The 15,598-nt window shown below is 42.1% G+C and carries 16 protein-coding genes; 11 read left to right on the forward strand and 5 right to left on the reverse strand.

Features of this window, described 5'->3' with window-relative positions; genetic code table 11:
* Nucleotides 1-35 precede the first annotated feature (35 nt).
* The 7 genes from J4N37_RS00795 (at nt 36) to J4N37_RS00825 (ending at nt 6,929) form a co-directional block, all read left to right on the forward strand.
* Nucleotides 36-1,709 carry a methyl-accepting chemotaxis protein gene (locus J4N37_RS00795; RefSeq protein ID WP_045386255.1) on the forward strand — a complete coding sequence of 558 codons (1,674 nt, stop codon included), beginning with the start codon at nt 36-38 and terminating at the stop codon, nt 1,707-1,709.
* A gap of 113 nt (nt 1,710-1,822) precedes the next feature.
* Complete coding sequence (gene radC, locus J4N37_RS00800) at nt 1,823-2,497, forward strand: RadC family protein (protein WP_252041467.1); 675 nt, start codon at nt 1,823-1,825, stop codon at nt 2,495-2,497.
* A 303-nt stretch (nt 2,498-2,800) separates the two neighbouring features.
* A complete protein-coding gene (gene rpmB / locus J4N37_RS00805; protein WP_005467944.1) occupies nt 2,801-3,037 on the forward strand; it encodes a 50S ribosomal protein L28 in 237 nt (78 codons plus the stop codon).
* A gap of 13 nt (nt 3,038-3,050) precedes the next feature.
* Nucleotides 3,051-3,221 carry a 50S ribosomal protein L33 gene (gene rpmG / locus J4N37_RS00810; protein WP_004410866.1) on the forward strand — a complete coding sequence of 57 codons (171 nt, stop codon included), beginning with the start codon at nt 3,051-3,053 and terminating at the stop codon, nt 3,219-3,221.
* 176 nt (nt 3,222-3,397) lie between these two features.
* Nucleotides 3,398-3,874, forward strand: a complete 477-nt coding sequence (locus tag J4N37_RS00815; RefSeq protein ID WP_010445097.1) for a hypothetical protein — start codon at nt 3,398-3,400, stop codon at nt 3,872-3,874.
* A gap of 118 nt (nt 3,875-3,992) precedes the next feature.
* The gene (mutM, locus tag J4N37_RS00820) at nt 3,993-4,802 is read left to right on the forward strand and encodes a bifunctional DNA-formamidopyrimidine glycosylase/DNA-(apurinic or apyrimidinic site) lyase (RefSeq protein WP_038883440.1); all 810 of its coding nucleotides are present in this window, start codon (nt 3,993-3,995) and stop codon (nt 4,800-4,802) included.
* A 150-nt stretch (nt 4,803-4,952) separates the two neighbouring features.
* Nucleotides 4,953-6,929 carry an LTA synthase family protein gene (locus tag J4N37_RS00825; protein ID WP_010445101.1) on the forward strand — a complete coding sequence of 659 codons (1,977 nt, stop codon included), beginning with the start codon at nt 4,953-4,955 and terminating at the stop codon, nt 6,927-6,929.
* Nucleotides 6,930-6,978: 49 nt separating this feature from the next.
* On the opposite strand, the gene coaD is transcribed toward J4N37_RS00825, so the two are convergent.
* Nucleotides 6,979-7,473, reverse strand: coding sequence for a pantetheine-phosphate adenylyltransferase (gene coaD / locus J4N37_RS00830; RefSeq protein ID WP_010445102.1), 495 nt, complete (start codon nt 7,471-7,473; stop codon nt 6,979-6,981).
* 83 nt (nt 7,474-7,556) lie between these two features.
* Here coaD and J4N37_RS00835 point away from each other — a divergent pair, with 83 nt between their 5' ends.
* Entirely contained in the window at nt 7,557-8,591 is a 1,035-nt protein-coding gene (locus J4N37_RS00835) for a glycosyltransferase family 9 protein (protein WP_029560900.1), read from the forward strand.
* On the opposite strand, the gene J4N37_RS00840 is transcribed toward J4N37_RS00835, so the two are convergent.
* Together J4N37_RS00840 and J4N37_RS00845 are read right to left on the reverse strand one after the other, a co-directional pair.
* The gene (locus J4N37_RS00840; RefSeq protein WP_010445104.1) at nt 8,560-9,354 is read right to left on the reverse strand and encodes a glycosyltransferase family 2 protein; all 795 of its coding nucleotides are present in this window, start codon (nt 9,352-9,354) and stop codon (nt 8,560-8,562) included. The two genes, J4N37_RS00835 and J4N37_RS00840, sit on opposite strands and share 32 nt — an antisense overlap.
* Nucleotides 9,341-10,399: a glycosyltransferase family 9 protein gene (locus J4N37_RS00845; RefSeq protein ID WP_252041469.1), complete on the reverse strand. Its 1,059-nt coding sequence runs from the start codon at nt 10,397-10,399 to the stop codon at nt 9,341-9,343. The genes J4N37_RS00840 and J4N37_RS00845 overlap by 14 nt, the downstream gene beginning before the upstream one ends.
* A gap of 98 nt (nt 10,400-10,497) precedes the next feature.
* On the opposite strand from J4N37_RS00845, the gene J4N37_RS00850 reads away from it, so the two are divergent.
* From J4N37_RS00850 to J4N37_RS00860, 3 genes are read left to right on the forward strand one after another with little or no spacing between them, the layout of a single operon-like run.
* Nucleotides 10,498-10,893 carry a diacylglycerol kinase gene (locus tag J4N37_RS00850; protein ID WP_038883449.1) on the forward strand — a complete coding sequence of 132 codons (396 nt, stop codon included), beginning with the start codon at nt 10,498-10,500 and terminating at the stop codon, nt 10,891-10,893.
* Nucleotides 10,890-11,609: a 3-deoxy-D-manno-octulosonic acid kinase gene (locus J4N37_RS00855; protein WP_038883451.1), complete on the forward strand. Its 720-nt coding sequence runs from the start codon at nt 10,890-10,892 to the stop codon at nt 11,607-11,609. The genes J4N37_RS00850 and J4N37_RS00855 overlap by 4 nt, the downstream gene beginning before the upstream one ends.
* 29 nt (nt 11,610-11,638) lie before the next feature.
* Complete coding sequence (locus tag J4N37_RS00860) at nt 11,639-13,471, forward strand: DUF3413 domain-containing protein (RefSeq protein WP_252041471.1); 1,833 nt, start codon at nt 11,639-11,641, stop codon at nt 13,469-13,471.
* Between the two features lie 38 nt (nt 13,472-13,509).
* Here J4N37_RS00860 and J4N37_RS00865 read toward each other — a convergent pair whose 3' ends face one another.
* Both J4N37_RS00865 and J4N37_RS00870 read right to left on the reverse strand, forming a co-directional pair.
* Entirely contained in the window at nt 13,510-14,760 is a 1,251-nt protein-coding gene (locus J4N37_RS00865; protein WP_010445109.1) for an O-antigen ligase family protein, read from the reverse strand.
* Nucleotides 14,761-14,852: 92 nt separating this feature from the next.
* Entirely contained in the window at nt 14,853-15,530 is a 678-nt protein-coding gene (locus tag J4N37_RS00870; protein WP_010445110.1) for a GNAT family N-acetyltransferase, read from the reverse strand.
* Nucleotides 15,531-15,598 lie beyond the last annotated feature (68 nt).

Here is a 15,598-nt window from a genome sequence, read left to right on the forward strand (position 1 = left end):
AGAAAAGAACGATAACAAGGTAGTGGAAAATAAAAATGGTATTGAAAAGTCGAAGTAAATTGCTGCTGGTCACTCTGATCCCTTTGCTATTGATCACCACATTGATCTCTGTGGTGTACTACATCAACAGCAGTAATAGCTTAGAGGCGGAGTTAGCTCGGGATAGACAGGAGTTAATAGAGAGCCGTAAGAAAGAGCTACAAGCCTATATGATGATGGGGGTGACGGCGATAAAACCGCTTTACGATGCGGATGTGAATGGCAGCAACAAAGAAGCGGCAAAAGAAATTCTCAAAGCAATGCGCTTTGAGAGTGATGGCTATTTCTTTGCTTACGATTCTAAAGGAGTGAACACGCTGCATGCGATTAAACCATCTTTGGAAGGTAAGAACCTCATTGGCTTGAAAGATGAAAATGGTGTCGCGGTCATTGGCGGATTGATTGACGCCTCTAAAAATGGCGATGGTTTCCTTTACTTCTCTTGGCATAAACCGTCAATTGATGCACAGGCTCCAAAGCTTGGCTATGCAGAGTATTTATCAAAATGGGATTGGGTACTGGGAACAGGGATTTATATTGATGATATCGATCAGCAAGTGGCCATACAGCGTGAATTGCGGACACAAGAGCTGAATGAGCATACGTTGTCGGCAGTTACCATCTCGGTTATTGGTCTGATCATCACAAGTATTCTAACCAGTATTGCGGTGTCCAAAGGTATCCAACCTTTGCAACATATCGCTACATCACTAAAAGATGTTGCTGCTGGTGGAGGGGATTTAACGGCGCGCCTGAAAATCGAAAGCAAAGATGAAGTAGGTGAAGTCGCGACGGCGTTTAATGACTTTATGGATAAGCTTCACCCGCTAATGCAGGATATTCATCGTTCTGCCACCACGGTGCAAACCGTATCGGGTGAACTTGATCAGCAAACATCTCAAGCGAGTGGGCAGATGCAAAATCACTGCTTAGAAACGGAAAAGGTAGTGACGGCTGTGACGCAGATGAGCATGACAGCGAAAGAGGTCGCGACCAATACGAATGCGACAGCGCAGGCGATCGATGATGCCAATGATCAGGTGACGGAAGCGCAGCGTGAAGTTGATCAAGCCATTGATGGTATCAGCAAGTTGGTCGAAGAAGTAAATAGTACGTCTGAAGCGATTTCTGAATTAAGCCAACAAACTGAGCAAATCACCAAGGTGCTGGATGTGATTGGTGAGATTGCAGAGCAAACCAACTTATTGGCTTTGAATGCCGCTATTGAAGCTGCACGAGCGGGTGAACAAGGCCGTGGTTTTGCTGTGGTTGCAGATGAAGTACGCTCACTGGCGAGTCGAACACAAAACAGCACTCATGAAATTGGCGATATGCTTAAGCAGTTGCAAAGTGGTGTCTCTAGAGCGGTAACGACGATGGCGGCTAGCCAAGAGCGAGGAGTGAAGACGGTAGAGGAGTCATCGCTGATCCAGCAGTCGTTATCTGGTGTGCATCATTCCATCGGTACTATTCGTGATATGGGGATTCAAACGGCTTCAGCTGCAGAAGAGCAAAGTGCTGTGGCTGAAGACATTAATCAGAATTTGGTGGCGATACAGCAAATTGTGAATCGCATCAATGATACATTGCAGAACTCAGAGCATATTAGTACCAAGTTATCTCGATCAGGATCTGAAATGCACGATCTTGTAGGGCATTTCAAACTCTGATTGATCTCTTTATTACATAGAAAAGTAGTGGCTAACGAAAAAAGCGAAAGTCGGCTTCGGCTTTCGCTTTTTATTTAGTGCAATAGGGGCAGTTTAACGAACAGGTCCCATTGATGATACTTAAAACCTTGTCCAGTGAATCGATGCCAAGAGAGAAACTGCTTCATAGAGGGCCACAAGCATTGAGCGATGCAGAGCTACTGGCTATCTTCCTTCGTACTGGCACGCAAGGAATGCATGTCATTGAGCTGGCAGATTTTCTCATTCAAGATTTTGGCTCACTTCGCCAGTTGTTTTCTGCCTCAGAGAAAGAGTTCTGCCAACATAAAGGGTTAGGGCAAGCGAAATATGTGCAGTTACAAGCCGTTTTGGAAATGACGCAACGCTATTTAGCAGAAACACTAAAGCGTGGTGACGCATTAACCAGCCCAGAGCAAACTAAACTTTATCTTTCTTCTATATTAAGAGATCGCCAAAGAGAGGCTTTTTACATTCTTTTCCTAGATAACCAACATCGGGTAATAAAAGATGAGATTTTATTCGAAGGAACACTCGATGCTGCATCGGTTTATCCAAGAGAAGTAGTCAAACGCGCCTTGCACCACAACGCCGCTGCATTGATTTTGGCTCACAACCACCCGTCAGGTGTGGCGGAACCTAGCCAAGCAGATAGAAGGATTACCCGGCGTTTAATCGACGCTTTAGCGCTGGTGGATATTCGAATTTTGGACCATTTCGTTATCGGTGATGGCGAAAGCGTTTCTTTTGCAGAAAGAGGGTGGATATAACTGTGCATTTTTTAGGTTGTTAGTTGCTAAAAATCTGCTATCATCCTCGCCACTAAATTTTTAACTGAATTCAGCTTGGACTGCTAGAAAAAACCTGCTGTCTAAAAAAAGATCACGAAAACCTGTAAAAAGGATCTGTTCGGGTCTTGAGCAATGCATATCAAGTTAGTATAATGCGCGACCTTTGATAGCCTTGTATGGATTTTCCATAGCGGTTCTTAACCTCTAACTTCTTTCCAAGAAATAGAGAGGTTCGGCCACCAAGGTTGATATCGAGCTGAAACGATTTTGGAGAAGACATTCATGTCACGAGTATGCCAAGTAACTGGTAAGCGTCCAGTAACGGGTAACAACCGTTCACACGCACGAAATGCTACTAAGCGTCGTTTTCTGCCGAACCTACAAACTCATCGTTTCTGGGTAGAGAGCGAAAAACGTTTTGTTAAACTACGCCTTACTGCAAAAGGTATGCGCATCATCGACAAGAAAGGTATCGATACTGTTCTTGCTGATATTCGTGCACGTGGCGAAAACGTTTAAGAGGAAATAGGCAATGGCAAAGAAAGGCGTTCGTGAGAAAATCCGTCTAGTATCTTCAGCAGGTACTGGTCACTTCTACACAACTGATAAGAACAAGCGTAACATGCCAGGCAAATTTGAGATCAAGAAATTTGATCCAGTTGTACGCCAGCACGTTATGTACAAAGAAGCGAAAATCAAGTAATTGATTGAGTCTCTTTGACGATTAAAAAAACCCAGCTCTCGAGCTGGGTTTTTTATTACTATAAATTTCTCTTCTTACTTCATACTTACCTTCGCCGTGTTTGAGTGCGGATGCTCTAGTCAAGATTGATGAGCTTTGATAGTTTGTTCTCTAATCATATGAGATTAGGAACTACTATGCGCGTTAGCCCGGCTCGTCGTCGTCGTTGGAACAACATTCTTATATTGGGCATCATTGCTTTTATGCTGATCCTAAATGCCCCAACTTGGATCAAAACTTACCTTATTGACGAACAAGTGGATCCTTACCCAAATTTGTTGCGCTCAGATCATGAAGTTAGCGCGATTTATTTTTCAGGTTGGGAACTTGAGAAACAAAATGGTCAGTGGAGCTCAAACATTAAAGCCAATATTCCCGTACAAGATATTGTGACTCGCTGGCAATCATTGGAAGGTACGGAGCTGACACCAGAGCAATATGAACAGTTGAAACCACACTTATCATCACCTGAAAGCATCGAAATTTGGTATCGAGGGCTCGAAGAGCCGCAGCGAGTGACTTTTTATCGTCTTGACGATTTTTGGCTGTTTAAAAACTGGCAGGAAAAATGGATTGCGATTTCTGTCGATGGTAATTACATCATGCCCAAATAGCTTAATAACCAAGTGATTTCTAACCAATAACCCTTTGTAAAGGCTGTATTTGTCTTAACTCTTTTCGATTATGCTAGCCATCCAGTATCAAAGTTCTTAGTGTTGTGAGGAGAATCAAATGCCTGAATTACCAGAAGTTGAAGTTAGCCGAATGGGCATCAGTCCACATTTGATTGGTCAAACGATCAAGGTCTTTGTGTTCCGAACACCGAAATTACGTTGGGACATCCCTCAGGAACTTAAAAAGTTAGAAGGGCATGTGATTCGTAATATCACTCGTCGTGCTAAGTATTTGCTGATTGAAACGGATGAGGGGACAGCGATCGTTCACTTGGGCATGTCGGGTTCACTGCGTGTGCTTGATGCTGACTTTCCTGCCGCAAAGCACGATCATGTGGATCTCAAGTTGAGTAATGGAAAAGTGCTGCGCTATAACGATCCGCGCCGTTTTGGCGCATGGCTTTGGAGTGCGCCAAATGAATCTCACGCAGTTTTGAGTCATATGGGACCAGAGCCTCTAAATGAAGAGTTCAATGCTGATTACGTAGCAGGCAAAGCCAAAAGTAAGCGCATTGCGGTTAAGCAGTTTATTATGGATAACAAAGTTGTTGTCGGAGTAGGAAATATTTATGCCAATGAGTCTTTGTTTAAGTCACGTATTAACCCAACTCGCCCTGCAGGAAAACTAACTAAGAAAGAATGGCGATTACTGGTGCAGAACATCAAAGCCACGCTTGAGATCGCCATTCAGCAAGGCGGAACGACACTGAAAGACTTCTCCCAAGCAGATGGTAAACCAGGTTACTTCGCACAAGAGTTATTAGTTTACGGAAAAGCCGGAGAGCCATGCCCAGAATGCGGTGAAGCTATCCAAGAACAGAAAATAGGGCAACGTAATACCTTCTTCTGTGGTGGATGCCAGCAATAGATAATGTGAGTCAATGTCTAGGAAGTTGCTGAACTTCACGCTTTTACTGAAAAGGGATGTCTTTTCTTTGAACTTGCTGTGACGGTCCTGTTGCATACTTATGATAGAATTATCACTATTATCATAATTATTTTGTATTAAGCAGTACCTATGAGTTTTCAGCATAACTATCGAACGTTAGTTAAGCTTATTTTTGCTTCTATCTTTTCAGCAGTTGTTTTTTTATCACTATGCCGAATGGTCTTTTTCCTAGCGGTTGAAGGATACTCCTTAATTAGTATTGCTAGCGATGATATCTGGAGAATGTTTTGGGTTGGGGGAAGGTTCGATCTTAAAGTCGTTGCAATTGCTTTTGCGCCATTATTTCTTTCTGGCTTAATATGTGGATCTTCTTCTAGAAAGTTTAGAATTGTAAAAGCAGCAATTCCCTCCTACACCGCCAGTGTTTTCTTCTTGTTGTGTATATTTTCTATTGGTAACTACTATTACTACGTGACCTATGGGAATCATTTTGACCTCTTCGCGTTTGGATTATTTGATGACGATACTGCGGCAGTATTGTCGAGTGTTTGGGCTGACTACCCAATTCTAATATCTCTGCTCTTTTCCCTAGGTATTGCTTATCTGAGCTACAAATATGCCTCCTATGGTGTCAAGTGTTCTGAGAAATGGAAATGGCCTAGGCATCATGCGGGTTTAATTACGGTGAGTGTTGTTGTCGTTATTTTTTGCTACGTTGCTGGTGCTCGAGGATCGCTTGGATCGCTTCCATTAAAGCGCTACCACGCGAGCGTATCGCAACACAAAATTCTCAATGTACTTAGTCCTAACGCATTCATGGCGTTAGACTGGGCAAGAAGCGATTATACTGAACAGTTTAATTTTAAACCCGTACCTGAAGCAGTAGTTAAGCAGCAGATGATAAAGGTACTGGGGAAAGATAACCCTCAATATCAGACTCCTCAAAACGATTATTTAGCAGAGAACCCTCCTCATGTTGTAATGGCTTTAATGGAAGGAATGGGAAATAACGTGCTTATTGAGGATGATCCACATAAGAATGATCTACTGGGTGCTTTGCGGCCGCATTTTGAGCAAGATTATGTATACAAGCGTTTTTTAGCGGGGACCTCAGCCACAATAGATAGCATCGTCATGATGTTGTTTCACAGCAATGTTGCAACACTGAGCCACTCTATGGCACAAAAGACGTCATTGCCAAGTTCTGCCGTAATGCCATATAAGGCGGCAGGGTATGACGTTGTTTTTATTTACGGTGGAAACAGCATGTGGCGAAACTTAGCTAATTACCTTCCTAAGCAAGGCTTTGATCGAGTCTTTGATGAGAACTCTATCATAAAAGCATTCCCGGAAGCTGAAAGTTATCAGAGTACTTGGGGGATTCCAGATGAGTACACATTTAAGTTTGCAAGAAAAATCCTTGATGAAGCGAGTAAGCCAACTTTTGTTTACATAATGACGGTTACCAACCATTCTCCTTTTATGGTTCCTGACAATTATGCAGCTAAGCCAATTACTGTGAGTGCCAGAATCAGTAATCTGTTAGGCCCGCTTTCTGATGAAGCTGAAGCTATGTTGCATACGTACCAATACAGCAACAACGCCCTAGGGGAGTTTATACAAGGAGTGAAAACCTCACCTTTGGCAGTAAAAACTTTAATTGGAGCATCCGGCGATCACAGAATGCGTTATTTGGCGACTGATAAGTCTGAGGAATATGGCTTAACCTATGGCGTCCCTTTTTACTTGTATGTGCCTGATGTAATTAAACAGCAGTCTGACATTGTCTATGACGAGCAGCGAATTGGTTCTCATAGAGACATTTTGCCAACTCTGTATCACCATAGCTTGTCAGATAGCTCATACGTTAGCCTTGGTGGGGAGAATATGTTGTCATCTAAGCCAACGGCTAATATCGGCTACAATAAGTTACGCACAATTACTTCTATAGGTGCTTTTAATAACAAAGAAGGAGCATTAGTTTACCCATGGTCTACTGCGCTTTATTCTTCAGCACAAGGACTTGAAGGCTTAGATACCGTTTGGGGGGTAGAGTACAATAAACTCCAGGACTACTATTTACGCTCTCAACTTCAGGCATATTAAAAAGGCCCTATATAGGGCCTTTCTCATCATTTTTACGTTAGACAGCCTCTTAAATCTGTCGCTTGTTGTGTAATGCCTGTGCGACAACATCAGGGACAAAGGCATTGACGTCGCCGCCATGTATGGCGACCTCCCGAACAATGGTCGATGAAATAAAGGCGTATTCTTCCGATGGTGTTAGGAACACACTTTCTAGATCTGGCAGTAAACGGCGGTACATATTGGTTAAGCCAAACTCGTATTCAAAGTCGACGGTTGTACGCAAGCCTCGGATTAAAACGTTAGCATTGACTTGTTTTACAAAATCGACCATTAGGCCACTAAAGCCTTGAGCCGTGACATTATCAAGGTGTTTTGTCACTTCTGTGGCAAAAGCAACGCGCTCTTCAAGAGCAAACATGGTATTTTTACTTGGGCTAGCGGCTACAGCAATAATGACTTCGTCAAACATATGGGATGCGCGTTCAATTAAGTCTAGGTGACCATTTGTGATTGGATCAAAAGTACCAGGGTAAACAACTCTAGAAATGTTTTTTTTAGACATGGGCCATACTCGTAAGCTTTGAACTTTCTACATGCTATCAATATGCCGATTTGATGACGACAAAAATTAAGTGTGAAAATGCAATGAAAAAAATACTAGTGATCCGAAATGACAAAATAGGTGATTTTATGTTGGCATGGCCTAGTTTTGCGATGCTTAAGCAATCAATGCCGGATTGTCACGTCACTGCTTTGGTTCCGAAATATACCATTGAACTTGCTAAGTTATGCCCTTGGATTGATGATGTTTTATTAGATCCGACAAAAAATGGTGATCCGTCAGAACGAAGGGCTGTTCTGGAAAGCATAAAGAAAGGCAAATTTGATGCGTCGATTAATCTGTTTTCCACAACATATAATGCGCTTCTTGTTTGGCGAGCAGGTATAAAGTACCGACTTGCTCCAGCAACCAAATTTGCTCAGTTGTTTTACAACCATCGTATTAAGCAGAGGCGTTCACAGTCTGCCAAGCCTGAGTTTCAATATAATTTAGATCTAATCCGAGCATTTTTAAATGAGCAAAACATTACGATTGTAGAACCTCAGGCTCCATACTTAACTTTTGAAGCTGAGATTCTGAAAGAGCAAAAACGTAAACTTTCTCAGCAGCTAGATATCGATACTTCTCTGCCATGGATAATGGTCCATGCAGGGACTGGGGGCTCGGCAAATAATCTGTCTCTAGAGCAGTATTCAGATTTAATCATTGGTATTGAGAGCGACTTTCAACTGATCGTGACAGCAGGGCCAGGAGAAGAAGAGAAAGCCTTCCAGCTACTTGAGCTAATAAAGAGCAAAGGTAAGAAAGGCGTTGTTTATAGCAAAAATGATGGTTTGACTGACTTCACGCGATCCATTGCATGTGCTCGGCTCTTCATTGCAGGTTCGACAGGGCCGCTTCATATTGCGGCAACTATTGATATACCAACGGTAGGCTTCTTTCCAAGCAAGCGCTCCTCTACGCCATTAAGGTGGCTGCCAATCAATTCTGAGGGGCGCCATCTCGCTTTTTGTCCGCCAAAAGGAGGGGGAGAAGAGTTAGAAGCGGATATGAGCCGCATCAATGTTGATACGGCACTTGAGACGCTTAACCCTTGGGTTGCTCGGTATCTGTCCTAATCCAAAGATCGGCATATTTCACGAATGTTGAATGTGCCGATAAGATGGAAAGCAACAGGCCTTGCTTTCCATCTAAAAAGCCCGCTTTAACAATATACATCTTAACGAAGCAGGCTAGAGCATGAAGTATTCCACTTCCGATGCTGCTTTTTTTACCACGCTTTTCTCTCTGTTCAGCCCACGCTTTTGCATAGCCTGCAGATTTCACTAAATAGTGGTGTAAGTCGTTGTAGGTATAGTGCAGTGCATCTCCTTGAAGTTGTTTAATGTCCATAGAGTTATCGACTTTCACTTTTTCATGAACGAGAGAATCATCATATTCAGTGAGTTGAGTCGGGTAAAGGCGAACCACTCTGTCTGGGTACCAGCCGCAATGACGGATGTATCTACCGAAAACCCAACTTAAACGGCAAATTGAAAAAAGGGTATTGGGTTGGTTTTCGCTTACAGCTTGCTGAATACTAGATTGTAGTTCAGGTGTTATACGTTCATCTGCATCGAGCCAAAGTACAAAGTCTGAGGTAACATACTTCTGAGCCAATTGTCGTTGAGGACCAAATCCTGGCCAGTTGGTATTTTCGTAAAATTTATCTGTGTATTGGCTTGCAACTTCTTTTGTATTATCCGTACTACCCGAGTCTAAGATGACGATCTCATCAACCCATCCATGTACAGTTTTTAGGCATGCGTCCAAGTTTTCGGCTTCATTCTTAACAATTAACGCTACCGCTAAAGTTGGTTTGCTGGTGCTAGTTTCTGACATCGATGTCACCTTTAATTAGTTTATTAAATGCCTCAACTACGTCATTGAGCGAGATGGCTTGCATAACGTTAGCCCCCTTAACGCGAGTACTCCAAGGCAGGGATTCTACAGGCTGTTTATTCTGTTCTTCTGCGAACTTCTCGTAAACGCTAACGACATTGTCAATATTATTATAAGGTCCCGTTCTCTTGGGATTACTGTGACCATACAGGCCCAGTACTTTTGTTCCTTGTGTCGTTGCTATATGTGCTGGCCCTGAATCCGGAGCTAAGACTAGCTCACAAGCGCTCAAAACCGCAGTCAATTGTTTTAGGCTCGTTTTTCCGACCAAGCTTATGATTGGCGATTTGGTTTGCTGAATAATGCTATTCGCCAAGTCTACTTCACGCTGCGCTGGTGAGCCACAAAGTACGACTTGGTATCCTTGAGAGTACACGAAATCAGCGAACTGAGCATAGCGTTCTGGCAGCCAATTTCGTTCATCTTTACTTGCTGCTGGGCAAATCGCGACGGTTGCTTTGTGAGTCAACTGTTCAGTAGCAAATGCATGATCCTCTCTGCTTAACGGGAGTTGCCACGTCGGTTTTTGAGAGGGAACGCCTAAATATTCAGTAAAGGCATAAAAACTGTCGAGAACATGTTGCGACTGTGTGTCAGGTATCTTTTTATTCGTAAATAACCACTGCCCTTCTTTCGCTCTCTTGAAATTAAAACCGACTTTGTAGCGTGCTCTGATACCCGTTGTGAGTATGCTGGCACGTAAGGCGAGCTGCATATGTATCAAAGCATCAAACTTTCGATCTTTTAGTGTTTGCCAGACACTTTGCATGCCTTTAATACCTTGCTTTTTATCAAAAACAACCAATTCAACACCGTTTAAACCCTCCAAAAGCTGAGCTTCAATTTTTCCGATAACCCAAGTGATTTTTGTGTTAGGCCAGTGCTTTTGTACGTTTTGAATTGCGGCAACGGCATGACACACATCGCCAATAGCAGAAAGACGTAAAAAACATAATGATTTTGGTTCGTGTGCAAAGAGAGGCATAGGGAGAGCTCTAAAAAAAAACTGACTAAATTATGCAGATACCTAAGTTAAATGTAAAATGACTGACTTTCGTTCAACGACATTGTGTAAATTTGGCTATGACAGAATCTAACCAAGGTAAACCAGGAAATACTGGTTTAAAACGCATCTTTAAAGCTGGCATCTATTCTGTTCAAGGATTGAAAGCAGCATTTAAGCACGAGGCCGCGATTAGGCAAGAGATTGCCCTTATGGCTCTTGCATTTGGCTTGTTATGTTGGTTAGACGTGGGTGTGACAGAAAAAGTGATCATGATGGCGTTGGTTGTGCTTGTTTTCGTGGTGGAACTTCTAAACTCGGCAATTGAAGCGGTTGTGGATAGAGTTGGAGTTGAGCATCACGAGTTGAGTGGTCGTGCCAAAGACATTGGTTCAGCAGCAGTTTTAGTGATGTTGATGCTTGCCGGAGGCTCTTGGCTCTACATTATCGGTAGTCACTATTGGTGGGGACAATGATCAAACGATATCAAGATAACAATTGTGTAGTGCTGTATGACTCTCGATATATAACAGACCCTACACTGCCTATCTTTGATTCCGAATATTGGCAGGCCGAAGGGAAAATTACCGGGAAGGCAAAAGGGCGTGGAACAACTTGGTTTTTACAACTAGTTGAAATACAGGGTGCTTTACGTCACTACAACAGAGGCGGCTTGTGGGGTAAAGTCATACGAGATTCTTATTGGTTCTCTGGATGGGAGAGTGCTCGAAGCATTGCGGAGTTCCAATTGCTTAATCAACTTATTGATGCTGGGGTTAGTGTTCCTAAACCAGTGGCTGCAAGAGTGATAAAAATAGGATGCTTCTATACTGCCGATTTGCTAAGTGAGCGTATTGAGAATGCACAAGATCTTGTCTCTATTCTCATTGAACGCAAATTACCTACGAGAGTCTATCGTCTTGTTGGTCAAGAAATTGCCCGGATGCATAAAGCAGAGGTAAACCACACAGACCTAAATATTCATAACTTGCTGATTGATAACAATGAAAAGGTTTGGATTATCGATTTTGACAAATGTAAAAAGCAAGTTGGAAATGGCTGGCAGTCTGCGAACTTAGAGCGACTATTACGCTCTTTTAGAAAAGAGCAGAACAAACGTCAAATACAATGGTCAGAACAAGACTTCACCGAGCTTAAGGCTGGGTATCAAGAATTTATGGCTCAGCCATAATCACAAAACCAAATCAGGATATTCATCTCATGACTTTTAAGCAAAAGTTGCATATTCACGGCTGGTATATCTTAATCAATGCTTTAGTGTTGATGCTGATCTCTACCCGCTACTTTGCTTTTCTGCCCGAGTTCCCAAGTGAACCTTTAGGGGCTATCTTTATCGTCGTTGGCACATTTGGGCAAATGACATTATTAGCGCTTGTGGTTGGTATTTTGGCCTTACCTGCCCTATTGCTACCTCAAAAAGTTCGAACATCAGTACAAGCATTGATTGCGACTATCGGAGTCGTGACACTATTTATCGATACCATTGTTTTTGCTCAATATCGATTCCACATTAATGCAATGGTTTTGGATTTGTTGCTATCTGGACAGATTGTCAGCTTTCCACTTGTTACATGGGTCATGGTGTTAGTAGGGGTTTCAATTGCGTTTGCAATCGAGTTTGTTGTACTGCGTTGGCTTGAAAATGGCCCTGAAATTCGCACCAGAAAGTTAGGCCGCAAGTTTGCATTCCTTACCTTCCTATCCTTGCTTGCGACTAATGGAATTCACATTTGGGCTGCTGCCCATGCTTATCAACCAGTTACGACAGTTAAAAGATATTTGCCGTTATTCTACCCTGCGACTTCAAACAGTATGATGCGTAAGTATGGTTGGATTGATGAGCAAGCAATTGAGCGTCAAAAAGCCCTAACTTTGAATCGAAAGAGTGATCTGAATTACCCGTTATCTCCACTCAAAACTAAAACTATAGAGAAACCAGTCAACATTATGTTTTTGGTTGTCGACTCTTGGCGCGCGGATACATTCAACACAGAAAATACACCAAATATGTGGAAATATGCGGAACAAGGTGTGACTTTCCATAATCATATCGCCACTGGCAATGCAACTAGAACAGGTATTTTTGGTTTGTTCTATGGTATCCCAGGTACGTATTGGCATGGCTTCCTTGCTAACCAGCAAAGTCCAGTTTTTATGGACCGTTTGCAAGCAATGGGTTACGACATTGGGATATTCACTGCAGCTCAGCTTAGAAAGCCAGAATTTAACCAAACAGTGTTTACCAATATAGATAATCTTCGCATGAGCTCCGTTGGGGATACCCCATCAGAGTTAGACGCAGACTTAACAAAAGATTGGCTTAACTGGTATGACGCTCGAGATAAGTCTAAGCCAGCATTCTCTTTTTTGTTTTACGATGCCCCACATGGTTATGACTTTCCAAAAGATTATGCCCATAAGTATGAGCCGATGCTCAAGGAAGTTAACTATCTGAAGCTCAACAACGACAGTGATCCTGAGCCTTTCTTTAATCGTTACAAAACAAGTGTTCACTATGTAGATAGCATGGCGAAGAAAGTGTTGGATAAACTGCAGTCGAGCGGTGATTTGGAGAACACAGTAGTCATCATTACGGGTGACCATGGGCAGGAAATGAACGATAACAAGCTTAATTTCTGGGGACACAACGGTAACTTTACTAACGCACAAGTGAATGTACCGTTTGCTATGTTCGGTCCAGGTATCAGCAAGGACAACTTGAAATGGCAGAGCAGTGATTTGACGAGTCACCAAGATGTTGTGCCAACACTTATGAAACACTACTTGGGAGTGACTAACGATAGTAAAGATTACTCTGTAGGTGAGGACTTACTAGGTGAGCGGATTAAGCGTGACTGGGTGCTATCATCCAACTATAGCGGCTATGCAATCATCACTGACAGCAGCATTGTTGAAGTTGGTGGTGGAGGGCAGTATCAGTATCTTGATAAGTCAAATCGACCAAAAGAAGGTGAAATGGATTTTGATAATGTTCAGGCGGCATTAGAGCAAATAAGTCGCTATCGAAAATAGTAAAAAACGGCAGTTAAATACTGCCGTTTTTTTATGTTCTATTGTATTCCATTATCTTCCGATGCTCTTTGCTCGACTTGGATGCCAAGCCCTATTGCGAGCATAAAAAAGACTCCTATTGTTTGGAAATCCATAAAGTTCGTATAGAAAATGCTGACGAGTAAAAAAGTCATCATCAAATATCTACAGAAAACTAGCCAACAATCGTCACCAGGAAGGCTTTTGAAAATAACAACTAGCAAATAAACAAATATTGCCGAGTATACTATTCCACTGGTACTAATGATGTTAAGTAGTCCGTTGTGATGATCGTTGTAGGAAAACTGATTGTCTGTCGATTCCATCAGGTGTTGGAAAATACCTTTATCGATTAAAAACTGTTTGAGTTGTTGATCAAAACCATTTACACCATAACCGGTCATGTAAGTTATAGGTTCTTCCTCAATAGTTTTTAGTTGAAAGAGAATACCTTCCTTCCAGGATGTAAGACGGGCGGTATTGGACATGTTTTTCTCAGTATCAGTAATACTAACAATTCGAGTCTCTGCTTGCTTTACAACACTTGGAGCAACGAAGTAAACGGCTACGGTTGCGATGAAGCCAAATAGAATGGCGGGTAAAATGACCTTCTTTTTATTGAATAGAAAATAAACTGGCAGAATAAGGCCAAGAGCAAGAAACGCAGCTCTAGAGCCATTAATAGCGATACAGAATACAGCGACAATTAGCGTAGCCAGCAGAGCGAGATACTCCCAAGTGTTGTTCTTACGCTTAGTCAGCCAAACCACACAAAGTAAGGACATATAGATCAGTAGCTCAGCCCATCGCCCTACGGTCCAGAAACTTGCAACTCTTTGTCCTCTCCAGTGATCAAATGACAAAAATAAAGAAAGGCTATAAAGCAGAGCGATAGCAAACCCCGCTAGCATTGCAATAATTGCGTAGCGTCTGTTTTTGGCATTTGAAAAGTAGGATATGAAGAGAGGGAATATGAGCAAAAATCCCGCTTTATTGAAGAAATTTCCCATGCCTTTTAAGTGGGAGGGAGACAGTAAACCCGCGATAAGACCAACCACAAAGCAAATTAAAGAAAGTCTTGCTACCTTATTCGTCGTGAGGAAGGCTTTAAATTCTGGCTGAGTTAAAGTTTTCACTATCATCAGTATCAGAGCGAGCACAAGCGCTATATTCAAGCCTGCCTTAGATATAAAAATGCTTAAACTGAATAGAAAAAACGTTAGATGCTCAAATTTTTGTATAACGGAAGAAAAATTGTGTTTAGTTTGCATATGTTTGTACGTTCATATCATTAGGTAAAGTTATTGTTTTAGACATATCTCATGTGATCTTTGACTGAGCTGCTATAAGTTGAAATTAGAGGTTAGCTTTTATACAACCATACATGAGAGCTGCTTATAGAATAACCGCTTTTTAGATATAGGTTCATTGCAGGGATATTGCTAGATTGCGTAGCAACATTGATATTTGCTGCTCCGCGTGAATGTGCATACCATTCAGCACTATCTAAGAGCATGCGAGCGACCCCTTTTCGAGAGAATAGAGGGTTTACTCCAAGAAGCCCAATAACCGCTTCTTGTTGGCGCACTTTTAAAGTGATAAAGCCTTTAATTAAGTTATCTTGATTAATGATTAAGCAGACATCATCAAATGCACCAATAATGGCTTTTTGCAGCCACTCTTGATAAAAATAATCCCTTTCTTGTGGTGAAAACCACGGGGCCTTGAAGCGACTGTGTTGATAGAGGTTAGGAATCAATGCCAGTAGTCCCTCCATATGTGCTGTTGTTGCCACTTCTGTGTATTCTTTTGTTGATTTGGATACTTTTTTAGTAAAAACCAGTTCACCTTCACAATATGAAAAGCCGTGCTTGTTTAATGACGATAACTTCTCTGCATCAGTACAAGGTACTTTAGTTGTAATGAGCTCAAAATGGGTATTGGATGGTAACGGTGCCTGTGACCAGTTTACGTCACAGATATTACGTTTAAAGAAAAAAGAGTCCCACTCTCTGGCACTTACAGAGAAGTAACTTGTCATAATGATTACCTATAACGCTAGCATGGTGTTGATGTTATCATAAGTGGGACAAACTCTTTTTGAAATAG

Origin of the sequence: Vibrio sp. SCSIO 43153 (assembly GCF_023716625.1) — a bacterium.
In the GTDB taxonomy this organism is placed as follows: Bacteria; Pseudomonadota; Gammaproteobacteria; order Enterobacterales; family Vibrionaceae; genus Vibrio; species Vibrio rotiferianus.

What these genes read in the sequence shown, in the direction of transcription:
- J4N37_RS00795 (WP_045386255.1), top strand. Translation starts at nt 36, where the DNA reads ATGGTATTGAAAAGTCGAAGTAAATTGCTGCTGGTCACTCTGATCCCT.
- radC (WP_252041467.1), top strand. Translation starts at nt 1,823, where the DNA reads ATGATACTTAAAACCTTGTCCAGTGAATCGATGCCAAGAGAGAAACTG.
- rpmB (WP_005467944.1), top strand. Translation starts at nt 2,801, where the DNA reads ATGTCACGAGTATGCCAAGTAACTGGTAAGCGTCCAGTAACGGGTAAC.
- rpmG (WP_004410866.1), top strand. Translation starts at nt 3,051, where the DNA reads ATGGCAAAGAAAGGCGTTCGTGAGAAAATCCGTCTAGTATCTTCAGCA.
- J4N37_RS00815 (WP_010445097.1), top strand. Translation starts at nt 3,398, where the DNA reads ATGCGCGTTAGCCCGGCTCGTCGTCGTCGTTGGAACAACATTCTTATA.
- mutM (WP_038883440.1), top strand. Translation starts at nt 3,993, where the DNA reads ATGCCTGAATTACCAGAAGTTGAAGTTAGCCGAATGGGCATCAGTCCA.
- J4N37_RS00825 (WP_010445101.1), top strand. Translation starts at nt 4,953, where the DNA reads ATGAGTTTTCAGCATAACTATCGAACGTTAGTTAAGCTTATTTTTGCT.
- coaD (WP_010445102.1), bottom strand. Translation starts at nt 7,473, where the DNA reads ATGTCTAAAAAAAACATTTCTAGAGTTGTTTACCCTGGTACTTTTGAT.
- J4N37_RS00835 (WP_029560900.1), top strand. Translation starts at nt 7,557, where the DNA reads ATGAAAAAAATACTAGTGATCCGAAATGACAAAATAGGTGATTTTATG.
- J4N37_RS00840 (WP_010445104.1), bottom strand. Translation starts at nt 9,354, where the DNA reads ATGTCAGAAACTAGCACCAGCAAACCAACTTTAGCGGTAGCGTTAATT.
- J4N37_RS00845 (WP_252041469.1), bottom strand. Translation starts at nt 10,399, where the DNA reads ATGCCTCTCTTTGCACACGAACCAAAATCATTATGTTTTTTACGTCTT.
- J4N37_RS00850 (WP_038883449.1), top strand. Translation starts at nt 10,498, where the DNA reads ATGACAGAATCTAACCAAGGTAAACCAGGAAATACTGGTTTAAAACGC.
- J4N37_RS00855 (WP_038883451.1), top strand. Translation starts at nt 10,890, where the DNA reads ATGATCAAACGATATCAAGATAACAATTGTGTAGTGCTGTATGACTCT.
- J4N37_RS00860 (WP_252041471.1), top strand. Translation starts at nt 11,639, where the DNA reads ATGACTTTTAAGCAAAAGTTGCATATTCACGGCTGGTATATCTTAATC.
- J4N37_RS00865 (WP_010445109.1), bottom strand. Translation starts at nt 14,760, where the DNA reads ATGCAAACTAAACACAATTTTTCTTCCGTTATACAAAAATTTGAGCAT.
- J4N37_RS00870 (WP_010445110.1), bottom strand. Translation starts at nt 15,530, where the DNA reads ATGACAAGTTACTTCTCTGTAAGTGCCAGAGAGTGGGACTCTTTTTTC.